The sequence below is a fragment of the Roseateles sp. PN1 genome, from assembly GCF_038419725.1.
Taxonomy (GTDB): domain Bacteria; phylum Pseudomonadota; class Gammaproteobacteria; order Burkholderiales; family Burkholderiaceae_C; genus Paucibacter_A.
In genome coordinates this window covers 52,123-64,254 of the sequence record NZ_JBCARA010000018.1, presented here as the reverse complement: position 1 = coordinate 64,254, position 12,132 = coordinate 52,123, and the positions used below count along the sequence as shown (strand labels likewise).

The following is a 12,132-nucleotide window of genomic DNA, read 5'->3' as shown; positions in this document are numbered from 1 at the left end:
GTCTTGCCGTGCCATGCAGGCGCTGACCTCAAACGATGAAGAGGCTTGAGGCTCGGGTCTTGGCTTGAGCTGGCTCCAACTGAGTGAAAGTTATGACACAAAAGTTCGCATTTGTTTTTCCTGGCCAAGGCTCGCAGGCTGTTGGCATGCTGGATGCCTGGGGTGAGCACCCCGAAGTGCAGCGCACCTTGGCCGAGGCCTCGGCCGCGCTGGGCGAAGACATCGGCGCCCTGATCAAGGCCGGCCCGAAAGAGCAGTTGGACCTCACCACCAATACCCAGCCCGTCATGCTGACCGCCGGCATTGCCTGCTACCGCGCCTGGATCGCTGAGACCGGCTTGGTGCCTGCCGCTGCGGCCGGCCATTCGCTGGGCGAGTACGCCGCGCTGGTGGCTGCCGGCGCGCTGACGCTGGCGCAGGCGCTGCCCCTGGTGCGTTTCCGTGCCCAGGCCATGCAAGAGGCTGTGCCCGTGGGCGTAGGCGCCATGGCCGCCATTCTGGGGCTGGACTCGCAAGCCGTGCGCGAAGGTTGTGCGGCGGCGGCCAGCGCCACCGGCGAGGCCGTCGAGGCGGTCAATTTCAATGACCCCAAGCAAACCGTCATCGCCGGCAGCAAGGCGGGTGTGGGCAAAGCTTGTGAGCTCTTGAAGGCTGCGGGCGCCAAGCGCGCCTTGTTGCTGCCGGTGTCGGCTCCTTTCCATTCCAGCCTGATGAAGCCTGCGGCCGAGCGTCTGCAAGAGCGCCTGGCGGCGACCGAATTCGCACCGCTGCAATTCCCGGTCATCAACAATATCGATGTGGCCTCGGTGGCTGACGCCGCTGGTCTGCGCGACGCGCTGTATCGCCAAGCTTTTGGCCCGGTTCGCTGGGTCGAGGTGGTGCAGGCCTTGAAGGCGCAAGGCCTCACCCACATCATCGAATGCGGCCCTGGCAAGGTGCTGGCCGGTATGGCCAAGCGCATTGATGGCGAGATCGTCAGCGCCACTATTTTTGACCCTGCCAGCCTGGCCGAAGCCCGCGCCCTGTTGGCTTGATAGACAAGAAGATAAGCATGACTGAAGCACAAGAATTCAAGGGCCAGGTCGCCCTGGTCACCGGCGCCAGCCGCGGCATTGGCCGCTCCATCGCCCTGAGCCTGGCCGAGCAAGGTCTGGTGGTCATCGGCACTGCCACGACCGAGTCGGGCGCTGCTGCCATTACCGAAGCCCTGGCGCCATTTGGCGGCCGTGGCATTGCGCTGAATGTGAATGACGCGGCGGCCGTTGAGGCAGCGGTGGACGGCATCGTCAAAGCCCAGGGCGGCTTGCAGGTGCTGGTCAACAATGCTGGCATCACCCGTGACACCTTGTCCATGCGCATGAAGGATGAGGATTGGGATGCTGTGATCGACACCAATCTGAAGGCTGTGTTCCGCATGAGCCGCGCCGTGATGCGGACCATGATGAAGCAGCGCTATGGCCGCATCATCAACATCACTTCGGTGGTGGGAGCCTCCGGCAATGCCGGCCAAGCCAACTACGCAGCGGCCAAGGCCGGTGTGGCGGGCATGACGCGCTCGCTGGCGCGTGAGTTGGGCAGCCGCGGCATCACGGTCAATTGCGTGGCGCCAGGTTTCATTGCCACCGACATGACCGAAGTGCTGCCAGAGGCGCAAAAGGCGGCCCTGCTGGCCCAGATCCCCGTGGGTCGCCTGGGTGAGGCGCGTGAGATCGCCGATGCGGTGGCTTTCCTGGCTTCGCCCAAGGCCGCCTACATTACGGGCAGTGAGCTGCACGTCAACGGCGGCATGTTTATGAATTGATTTGTGGCGTGGGCATCCTGCCCGCGCCCACCGGATTTGCCCGGCCGGTGAGGGCCTCTGAGCGTGATTTGTTCCGGTTTCCCGGGGCAAGACGCTGGAGGCCTTAGAATCCCGGGCTGTTCCTAGCAAACCCCTCCCGGAGGAGTCCATGAGCGATATCGAAGCACGTGTCAAGAAAATCATCGCCGAGCAACTCGGCGTCCCTGAGTCCGATGTGACCAACGACAAGGCCTTTGTGGCCGATTTGGGCGCTGACTCGCTCGACACCGTGGAATTGGTGATGGCACTCGAAGACGAGTTCGGCATCGAAATCCCCGATGAAGAAGCCGAGAAGATCACCAGCGTTCAGCTGGCGATTGACTACGCCATCAAGCACCAGAAGGCCTGAGCTCCAAGCTCACGCTTGTTCGTTTAACTGATCCCTGAACCGCATGAGCCGTCGTCGCGTTGTCGTCACCGGACTTGGTCTGATCAGCCCCGTGGGTAACACGGTGGCTGAAGGCTGGGCCAATATCCTGGCCGGTCAGTCCGGCATTGACCGCATCACTCGTTTTGATGCCTCGGCCTTCACTTGCCAATTCGCAGGTGAGGTGAAGGGCTTCGATATTGCTGACTACATCAGCAGTAAAGAGGCGCGCACGATGGACCGCTTCATCCATTACGGATTGGCGGCTTCCATGCAAGCGGTGCAGGACGCCGGTCTGCCGACCGGTGATCAGTTGAGCGAAGAGCAAGCCGAGCGCATCGGCGTGCTGGTGGGTTCGGGCATCGGCGGCTTGCCGCTGATCGAAGAAACCCATGCCGAATATGTGGCGCGTGGCCCGCGTCGCATTTCGCCTTTCTTTGTGCCGGCCTCGATCATCAACATGATCTCTGGCCATGTCTCGATCAAGTACGGCTTCCAAGGCCCGAACTTGGCTATCGTGACCGCTTGCACCACCGGCTTGCATGCCATTGGTCAGGCAGGGCGCTTGATTGAATACGGCGATGCCGATGTGATGATTGCTGGCGGCGCGGAGTCCACCGTGTCGCCCTTGGGTCTCGGAGGCTTTGCCTCGGCACGGGCTTTGTCCACGCGCAACGACGATCCCAAGACTGCTTCCCGTCCCTGGGACAAAGACCGCGATGGTTTTGTCTTGGGCGAGGGTGGCGGTGTGCTGGTGCTCGAAGAGTACGAGCATGCCAAGAAGCGTGGTGCCAAGATTTATGCTGAGCTCTCAGGCTTTGGCATGGGCGCCGACGCGTACCACATGACCGCGCCTAGCGTGGATGGTCCTAAGCGCTCCATGCGCGCTGCGCTGCGCAATGCCGGCGTGAACCCGGATCAGGTCAATTACATGAACGCTCACGGCACCTCGACGCCGCTGGGTGATTTGAACGAAACCAATGCCATCAAGCTGGCATTTGGTGCGCATGCCAAAGAGCTGGTGATCAGCTCCACCAAGTCCATGACCGGGCATTTGCTCGGTGGCGCGGGTGGCATCGAATCGGTTTTCACCGTGCTGGCTGTGCACAACCAGGTGGCGCCGCCCACCATCAATATCTTCAACCAGGATCCCGAGTGCGACCTGGACTACTGCGCCAATGAGGCGCGGCCAATGAAGATTGACTACGCCGCCAAGAACAACTTTGGCTTCGGTGGCACCAACGGCACGCTGATCTTCAAGAAGATCTAAGCGCGAGGCGGGGCTTGGGGTGATGGTGCTGAATTTCGTCGTCATCACCGCGCTGGTTTGTCCAGCTAGGCAAGCGCCGTTGCCATGAGCGCCGGCCACCGACATGCGCCACCCTTGCGGGTGGACATCCTGCCGCAGCCCCGGCTGCAGGCCTTAATCGCCGCCCTGGCTTGCCTGGCGGCGATTTGCTTTGTGCTGGCTGTTATGCAGCATCTGCCCCAGGCTTGGCCTTTGATGGCGTTGCTGCCGCTGGCGGCGGCCTTGGCTTGGCGCGCGGCGCGCGTGAGAGCGCGGCGCTTGCAGTGGGACGGGCAGTGCTGGCGCTTGTCGCAAAGCCTGGATGAGGAGGCGCATCAGGACGTGCGAGTGGCGGTGGCGATAGACCTCGATCGCTGGCTGCTGCTGCGCCTGCGTGAGCCGACATCGCCCTGGTTTCGGCCCGACCTGTACCTGCCGCTCAGCGCAGCGAAGCAAGGGGTGATGTGGGGCCCGTTGCGGGCCACGCTGTTTTCCGCCCGGCCACCCCATTGAGGGGATTGGGTCAATGCCCGGCAGTCGCATGGGGCTATGACTTTTGCTGCACCTGACCATCCGTGCGAACATCAGTTGGCACTATGTTGCAGTACGTAAACTGCGCTTGAATCTAGCTCGCTAGCCCCCAAACTGCCGACTTGGTTTAACCGAATCCTTTCTTGAGAGTCCTTGAGCAAATGATGATGAAGATGAGTTCTATGCCTGCTTTGTCCGCAACTCGTTCCGGCACATCGCCGATGACTCGCCTGACCGGCATGTCGCGTGTGCTCTTGTCGGCCTCGGTGCTGTCCCTCAGCTTGGCGCTCAGCCCGGCGCCGGTATTCGCGCAGCCGCAGGGCTTGCCGGACTTCACCGAGTTGGTGGAGAAGGTCGGCCCGGCCGTCGTCAATATCCGCACCTCGGAGCGCGCCAAGCAAGCCGCCGGCATGCCGGAGATGGACGAGCAGATGCAGGAGTTCCTGCGCCGCTTCGGCCTGCCGGTGCCGGGCCAGCGCCGCGGTGCACCGCGAGGTGGTGGCGAGGACGATGCGCCGCAGCGCCGCGGCATCGGCTCTGGCTTTGTGCTGAGCAATGATGGTTATGTGATGACCAACGCCCATGTAGTGAATGGCGCGGACGAGATCTTCGTCACCCTGACCGACAAGCGTGAGTTCAAGGCCAAGCTCATCGGCAGCGATGTGCGCACCGATGTGGCGGTGTTGAAGATTGAGGCCAGCGGCTTGCCGGCCGTGAAGATCGGTGATGTGGGGCGCTTGAAGGTCGGTGAGTGGGTGATGGCCATCGGCTCGCCCTTCGGCTTCGACAACAGCGTCACCGCCGGCATCGTCAGTGCCAAGGCGCGTGACACCGGCGACTTCCTGCCCTTTATTCAAACCGATGTGGCCATCAACCCCGGCAACTCCGGCGGCCCCTTGCTGAATATGCGCGGCGAGGTGGTTGGCATCAACTCGCAGATCTACAGCCAGTCGGGCGGCTTCATGGGCATCTCCTTTGCCATTCCGATCGATGAGGCCATTCGCGTGTCCGATCAGCTGCGCAGCAGCGGCAAGGTGGTGCGCGGCTTCATCGGCGTGGCGCCGGATGATCTGAGCAAGGAAGTGGCCGAATCGATCGGCCTGGGCAAGCCCACCGGTGCGGTGATCCGCAGCGTGACGGCGGGCGGAGCGGCCGATAAGGCGGGCATCGAGGGTGGTGACGTGATCACCAAATTCGACGGCAAGACGATTGAGAAGGCGAGCGATCTGCGCCGCGTGGTGGCTGCGCTCAAGCCTGGCGCCAAGGCCACGGTGCAGGTCTTCCGTCGGGGCGCTTACAAAGACTTGAGCATCGTCATCGCCGAGATGCCCAGCGACAAACAAGCGCGTGCCACCACCGAGCCCGAGGGCAAGTCCTCACCGAGTTCCGTCACGGCCCTGGGCCTGCAAATCTCCGAAGTGCCGGAGGCGCAGAAGAAAGAGCTGAAGCTGCGCTCCGGTGTGCGCATCGATGCCGCCACCGGTGTGGCCGCGCGCGCTGGTTTGCGTGAAGGTGACTTGGTGCTGTCGGTCGACAACGTGGAAGTCAGCAGCGTCAAGCAATTCCAGGCGCAGTTGGCCAAGCTAGAGAAGGCCAAGGTCATCAACCTGGTGGTGCGGCGTGATGATGTGGTGAGCTTTGTCTTGCTGCGTCCCGCGCGCTGAGGCTGCGCCGGCTAAGTGAGTGAGGATGGGCGCGGGCTTGATTGGGCCCGCGCACCCAAACTTGGCGGCGAATGGTGGACCTGGCTAGCGGGTCTTTTCTTATTGTGAAAATTTGACCCTAGCTTTGACTGCCAAGCCTGGTTTGAACTTTGTGCAAAAACTGGCGTCAGCGGACAAAACCAGTGCTGCTTGACGGTGCGTCGGCCGATCAAAATCGGCATTCTTGTCGCCGTCGGCTAGAATCAAGGCCTTGGCAGCAGTGTTTGTGGATCGTAGACAACATAAATGCGAGTCTATTGGCGAGGGCGCAACACCTTGAGCCCCGGCTCTTGTTGCTTTCTCGTAGTTATCGCTAGCTCATCAGTAGACTGCTGATGCTTTGTTGATAAGCTGTTGATAACTTCGATGTTGGCGGGCCGCAACGACCTTGATTCCAGCCTTGCCGCGGTTTCCAGGTCTAGGCTTTTCGCTACAATGGAAGCCCAACAAGCAGTTGCCATACGTTTTGTTGGAAGGCGCGTCACCGTTTCGACGTGCCTTTTTTTTAGCTTCAGCACGGCGCGTCGCGCCTTCACATCGCTACGCGATTTGAGCTTGCGCTGCAACGGCTTCGCCGTTGTGTCTTTCGGCACAGCGCATTTAAGAACAACATGAACCACATCCGTAATTTCTCCATCATCGCCCACATCGACCACGGCAAAAGCACGCTGGCGGATCGCATCATTCAACGTTGCGGCGGGCTCTCGGACCGCGAGATGGAAGCGCAGGTGCTGGACTCGATGGACATCGAGCGTGAACGCGGCATCACCATCAAGGCCCAGACTGCTTCGCTGCAGTACACGGCCAAGGATGGCAAGACCTACAACCTCAACCTGATCGACACGCCCGGACACGTCGACTTCTCTTATGAAGTCAGCCGCTCACTGTCGGCTTGCGAGGGCGCGTTGCTGGTGGTCGATGCCAGCCAGGGCGTGGAAGCGCAGACCGTTGCCAACTGCTACACCGCGCTGGATCTGGGCGTGGAAGTGGTGCCGGTCTTGAACAAGATGGACCTGCCCAGCGCAGACCCCGACAACGCCAAGGCCGAGATCGAAGATGTGATCGGCATTGATGCGACCGATGCGATTCCTTGCAGCGCCAAGACCGGCATGGGCATCGATGAAATCATCGAAGCAGTGATTGCGCGCATGCCGCCACCTCAGGGTGTGGTCGAAGCGCCCCTGCGCGCCATGATCATCGACAGCTGGTACGACGCCTATGTGGGCGTGGTGATGCTGGTGCGCGTGGTGGATGGCACCTTGAAGCGCGGTGAGCGCATTCGCATGATGGCGTCTGACGCCGTCTATCCGGCCGAGCATCTGGGTGTGTTCGCGCCTAAGTCCGAGAAGCGCGAGCAGCTCACTGCCGGTGAGGTGGGCTTCATCATTGCCGGCATCAAAGAGTTGCAGGCCGCCAAGGTCGGCGACACCATCACGCTGGAAAAGAAGCTGCCGAACAATCTGGGCCCGGCCGAAGAGGCGCTGCCCGGCTTCAAGGAAATTCAGCCGCAGGTCTTCGCCGGTTTGTATCCGACCGAAGCCAGCGAGTACGACCAGCTGCGCGACGCGCTGGAAAAGCTCAAGCTCAATGACTCTTCGCTGCGCTACGAGCCCGAGGTGTCGCAGGCGCTGGGCTTCGGCTTCCGCTGCGGCTTCCTCGGCCTGCTGCATATGGAGATCGTTCAAGAGCGCCTGGAGCGCGAGTTCGATCAAGACCTGATCACCACCGCGCCCAGCGTGGTCTACGAAGTGCTGCTGAATGACGGCACGGTGATCGAGGTCGAGAACCCCTCGAAGATGCCCGACCTGGGGCTGATGCAAGAGATCCGCGAGCCCATCGTGACCGTGCATCTCTACATGCCGCAAGACTATGTCGGCCCGGTGATGACACTGGCCAATCAGAAGCGCGGCAACCAGATCAATATGGCCTATCACGGCCGTCAGGTCATGCTGACCTATGAGATGCCGCTGGCCGAAATCGTGCTGGACTTCTTTGACAAGCTCAAGAGCGTCTCGCGCGGCTATGCCTCGATGGACTATGAGTTCAAGGAGTACCGCGCGTCCGATGTGGTCAAGGTCGACATCTTGATCAACGGCGACCGCGTCGATGCGCTGTCCCTGATCGTGCACCGCCAGCAGAGCCAGTTCCGTGGCCGCGGCGTGGCCGCCAAGATGCGCGAGCACATCCCGCGCCAGATGTATGACGTGGTGATTCAGGCCGCCATCGGCTCCAACATCATCGCCCGCGAGAACATCAAGGCCTTGCGTAAAAACGTGCTGGCAAAATGCTACGGCGGTGACGTGTCGCGTAAGCGCAAGCTGCTCGAGAAGCAGAAAGCCGGTAAGAAGCGCATGAAGCAGGTGGGCTCCGTCGAGGTGCCGCAGGAAGCCTTCCTGGCCATTCTGCAAGTGGACGATTAATTCAAAAAAGAGAAGACGAAGAACTGATGATGAGTGCTCTGACCGGAATTCTCTACGCCGTCCTCGCGGCTTACCTGGGCGGCTGGTACAGCGGCTACTGGAGTGGCAACTTCTCGCTCCTGCTCTTCATCCTGACGATGGTCACCTCGGCCTATTGGCTGGCGGAGCGCTTCCACTTCGCGCCCGCACGCGCCAAGGCCGCCGCCGACTTGCTGGAAAACGATGCCAAGCGCCGCCAAAATCTGGCTGCTCAGGGCATTGCGCGGGTTGATGGTGATGTGGAAGGCGCTCGTCAGCAAATCCTGCAGCAACCCTGGTGGATGGACTGGACAGCTGGTTTGTTCCCGGTCATCTTGATCGTTTTCTTGCTGCGCTCCTTCTTGTTCGAGCCCTTCAAGATTCCTTCCGGCTCCATGGTGCCGACCCTGCTGGTGGGCGACCTGATCCTGGTGAACAAGTTCCACTACGGCGTGCGCCTGCCGGTGATCAACAAAAAGATCATCGACAACAACGAGGTCAAGCGTGGCGACGTGATGGTGTTCCGCTTCCCGCCCGACCCCAGCATCGATTTCATCAAGCGCGTGGCCGCTGTGCCTGGCGACGAGGTGAGCTATCTGAACCAGAAGCTCTACATCAACGGCCAGCCCACCGCGGTGCAGCCGCAGGGTGATTTCTACGACGAAAGCTCGATGTCCTATCGCCCCTTGTTCGAAGAGAAGCTGGGTGAGAAGGCGCACAAGATGTTGGTGGACACGCAGCGCCATCCGTTGTTCCGCCCGGACACCGCATTCCCCTTCCAAGACAATTGCAAGTACAGCCCCGAAGGCGTGACCTGCAAAGTGCCCGCCGGTTATTACTACATGCTGGGCGACAACCGCGACAACTCGCGTGACTCGCGCTTCTGGGGCTTTGTGCCGGACGAGAACATCGTCGGCCGCGCCTTCTTTGTCTGGATGAACTTCGGCAATTTGGGGCGCATCGGCGCCTTCAACTGATAAGCTTTTGGCACACTCACTTCAAGAACAGAAAAGGATTCTCACCATGCCGGCATCGCGACCCTTCGCAGCACGCAAGTCATCGCTGTCCGGGCAGCGGGGCGTCAGCTTGTTTGGCTTGTTGTTCTGGGCGGTGGTGATTGCTTTTGGCGGCTTGGTCGCGGTCCGCGTGTTTCCGACCGTGCTGGAGTTCTATACCGTGCAACGCGTCGTCAACCGCATCGCCGCAGAGAACCCGGCCACGGTGCCGGTTGTGCGCGCCGAATTTGACCGCGCCCAGCAAATCGAATATTCCATCGTCAGCATCACCTCGCAAGACTTGCAAGTCAGCAAGGAAAATGACAAGGTGCAGATCAGCTTCGCCTACGACAAGCAAATCCCCGTCGCCGGCCCGGTGTACCTGTTGATCAAGTACGAGGGCAAGTCGCGTTAAGAATTGCTGAGGCTCCTGTTCAAGCTTTCATCCCGCGCAACTGCCCATTCGTTCAACGCCCATTGCCTTTTCCCGTCATGACTCCGCAGCTCGCCTCCCTTCAGCAACGCCTGGGTTACCGCTTCAGCAAGCCTGAGCTGCTGACCCGCGCGCTGACGCATCGCAGCTTTGGCGCCGACCATAACGAGCGCCTCGAGTTCTTAGGGGATGCGGTGCTGAGTCTGGCCGTGTCCAGCCTGCTGTACGAGCGTTTTGCTGGCTCGGACGAGGGCGATCTGACCCGCATCCGCGCGCACATGGTGCGCGAGGAAAGCTTGCACAAGCTGGCTTTGACGCTGGAACTGCCGCAGGTGGTGCGCCTGTCCGAAGGTGAAGCCAAGGGCGGTGGCGCGCAGCGCGCCTCGATCTTGGCCGATGCGGTGGAGGCCTTGATTGGCGCCACTTTTGTCGACGGTGGCTATGCCCCGGCCTTGGAGCTGGTGCGCAAGCTGCTGGCCGATGTGATTACCCAAGCCAGCAGTGGCGAGCAGTTTGGCAAAGACGCCAAGACCGCCTTGCAAGAATGGCTGCAGGCACGCCGCTTGGCGGTGCCGATTTACACCATCACCGAAACCCGCGGCCAGGCCCATGCCCAGACCTTTGAGGTCGAGTGCGCAGTGCCGCCCTTGAGCCTGAGTAAAAAAGGCGAGGGCCGCTCGCGCCGCGTGGCCGAACAAGATGCCGCCCGTCGTATGCTGGACGAATTGATCTTGCGCGACAAGCCAGGCTCCGGCCTGCGCGATTAATGAGCAGCCGAACCGCTGTTACCCCATGACCGAAAATACATTGCCGACTCCTTCTACCCCTGAGGGCGAAGGCCTGCCCCAACGCTGTGGCCTGATCGCCATCGTTGGCCGCCCGAACGTGGGTAAATCCACCTTGCTCAATGCCTTGGTGGGGCAGAAGGTCAGCATCACCTCGGACAAGGCGCAAACCACGCGCCACCGCATCACCGGCGTGCGCACGGTGGACGAGGCCCAGTTCGTGTTCGTGGACACGCCTGGCTTCCAGATGAAGTACAACGCCGCTCTGAACCGCAACCTCAACCGCACGGTGCACGGCGTGTTGGGCGATGTGGATCTGGTGCTCTATGTGGTGGAAGCTGGCCGCTTCGGCTTGGATGATGCCAAGGTGCTGTCCCTGCTGCCCGAGGACAAGCCGGTGGTCCTGATCGCCAACAAGCTCGACGCCGTGCAGCGCCGCGCTGAGCTCGCGCCCTGGCTCAAGAGCATGCAAGAGCGTCGCAACTTCAGCGAGTTCGTGCCGCTCTCCGCCAAGAAGGAGGCCGACGTCGCGCGCCTGTTCAAGATCCTCAAACCTTACCTGCCCGAGCAGGGCTGGTTCTACGAGGAAGACGCGCTGACCGATCGCTCCGAGAAGTTCCTGGCCAGCGAAATCATTCGCGAAAAGCTCTTCCGCCTGACCGGCGATGAGCTGCCCTACACCTCCACCGTCGTGATCGACAAATGGGAGGACGAGGGCGAGCTGCGCCGCATCTCCGCCTCCATCGTGGTGGAGCGCGATGCCCACAAGGGCATGATCATCGGCCAGGGCGGTGAGCGCCTCAAGCGCATCGGCTCCGAAGCACGCCAAGAGCTTGAGCATCTGATGGATGGCCGCGTGTTCTTGGAGTTATGGGTCAAAGTGCGCTCCGGCTGGGCCGATAGCGAAGAGCATCTGCGCAGCTACGGCTACGAATAAGCCCTCGACCCACCTTGTTCCCAATTCAGGCCTGATGGTCCGCGCTGCGCGCCCGCCTGCGGTCCAGCAGGCCTTTGTTTTGCACCAGTACGACTGGAGCGAAACCAGCCTGGTGCTGGACCTTTTCACCCGCGAGCAGGGCCGCCTGGCCGTGGTGGCCAAAGGCGCCAAGCGCCCTTACTCGCAGCTGCGCGCCGTGTTGCTGCCATTTCAGCGCATCCAGGTCACGCTCTCCAAACCGGGCAAGTCGGCCGATGGCTCTCCCGCTGAGGTTGTCACCTTGCGTGGCGCGGAATGGGTGGGCGGCGCTACCTTGCCGGTTGGCGCCGCGCTGTTCTCGGGCTACTACCTGAACGAGCTTTTGCTTAAGCTGCTGGCCCGGCAAGACCCGCACCCCCAGTTGTTCGACGCCTACGCGCAGACCCTTCCCGAGCTGCATGCCAATGACGATGCGGCCTCGCAAACGGCATTGCGCGCTTTTGAGTTGCGCTTGCTGCAGGAGCTGGGGCTGCTGCCGGACCTGAGCTTGTCCACCATCACTCAAGCGCCTTTGTCGCCCGAGCGCCTCTACATGCTCACGCCCGATGGCGGTGTGCTGCCGCATGCGGGCGATGCGGCGGGCTTTGCTGCAAGCAGCCTGGTGCATCTGCAGGCGGCGCTTCTGCATGGCAGCATGGCGGCCTTGCAGCACGCTTGTGCCAGCTGCTTGCTGGCCCTGCGCTCGGCCCTGCGCGCTTTGCTTCACTATCATCTGGGCCAAAAGCCTTTGCGCACCCGGCAGGTGATGCTGGACGTGCAAAAACTCATCGAATAGT

The 12,132-nt window shown here is 61.5% G+C and carries 12 protein-coding genes; all 12 read left to right on the top strand.

Features of this window, described 5'->3' with window-relative positions:
- The first annotated feature begins 92 nt into the window (after positions 1-92).
- The 12 genes from fabD to recO all read left to right on the top strand — a co-directional run bounded on the left by fabD (position 93) and on the right by recO (position 12,131).
- Positions 93-1,034 (top strand): ACP S-malonyltransferase, encoded by a 942-nt coding sequence (fabD, locus tag AABB87_RS21495; RefSeq protein WP_341973352.1) that lies wholly within the window; start codon positions 93-95, stop codon positions 1,032-1,034.
- A 17-nt stretch (positions 1,035-1,051) separates the two neighbouring features.
- Positions 1,052-1,801 (top strand): 3-oxoacyl-ACP reductase FabG, encoded by a 750-nt coding sequence (gene fabG, locus AABB87_RS21490; RefSeq protein WP_295084672.1) that lies wholly within the window; start codon positions 1,052-1,054, stop codon positions 1,799-1,801.
- Positions 1,802-1,949: 148 nt separating this feature from the next.
- The gene (gene acpP / locus AABB87_RS21485) at positions 1,950-2,189 is read left to right on the top strand and encodes an acyl carrier protein (RefSeq protein WP_341973351.1); all 240 of its coding nucleotides are present in this window, start codon (positions 1,950-1,952) and stop codon (positions 2,187-2,189) included.
- Positions 2,190-2,232: 43 nt separating this feature from the next.
- On the top strand, positions 2,233-3,477 hold the full coding sequence (gene fabF / locus AABB87_RS21480; RefSeq protein WP_341973350.1) for a beta-ketoacyl-ACP synthase II: 1,245 nt from the start codon (positions 2,233-2,235) through the stop codon (positions 3,475-3,477).
- Positions 3,478-3,561: 84 nt separating this feature from the next.
- Complete coding sequence (locus AABB87_RS21475; RefSeq protein ID WP_341973349.1) at positions 3,562-4,008, top strand: hypothetical protein; 447 nt, start codon at positions 3,562-3,564, stop codon at positions 4,006-4,008.
- A gap of 200 nt (positions 4,009-4,208) precedes the next feature.
- On the top strand, positions 4,209-5,690 hold the full coding sequence (locus AABB87_RS21470) for a DegQ family serine endoprotease (protein ID WP_445944899.1): 1,482 nt from the start codon (positions 4,209-4,211) through the stop codon (positions 5,688-5,690).
- A 650-nt stretch (positions 5,691-6,340) separates the two neighbouring features.
- On the top strand, positions 6,341-8,149 hold the full coding sequence (gene lepA / locus AABB87_RS21465; RefSeq protein ID WP_341973347.1) for a translation elongation factor 4: 1,809 nt from the start codon (positions 6,341-6,343) through the stop codon (positions 8,147-8,149).
- A 29-nt stretch (positions 8,150-8,178) separates the two neighbouring features.
- Positions 8,179-9,144, top strand: a complete 966-nt coding sequence (lepB, locus tag AABB87_RS21460) for a signal peptidase I (protein ID WP_341973379.1) — start codon at positions 8,179-8,181, stop codon at positions 9,142-9,144.
- Positions 9,145-9,190: 46 nt separating this feature from the next.
- Entirely contained in the window at positions 9,191-9,577 is a 387-nt protein-coding gene (locus tag AABB87_RS21455; protein ID WP_058718731.1) for a DUF4845 domain-containing protein, read from the top strand.
- 77 nt (positions 9,578-9,654) lie between these two features.
- Entirely contained in the window at positions 9,655-10,362 is a 708-nt protein-coding gene (rnc, locus tag AABB87_RS21450; RefSeq protein ID WP_341973346.1) for a ribonuclease III, read from the top strand.
- A gap of 25 nt (positions 10,363-10,387) precedes the next feature.
- On the top strand, positions 10,388-11,317 hold the full coding sequence (gene era / locus AABB87_RS21445) for a GTPase Era (protein ID WP_058718733.1): 930 nt from the start codon (positions 10,388-10,390) through the stop codon (positions 11,315-11,317).
- 34 nt (positions 11,318-11,351) lie between these two features.
- Positions 11,352-12,131: a DNA repair protein RecO gene (gene recO, locus AABB87_RS21440; protein WP_341973345.1), complete on the top strand. Its 780-nt coding sequence runs from the start codon at positions 11,352-11,354 to the stop codon at positions 12,129-12,131.
- Position 12,132: the final 1 nt, after the last annotated feature.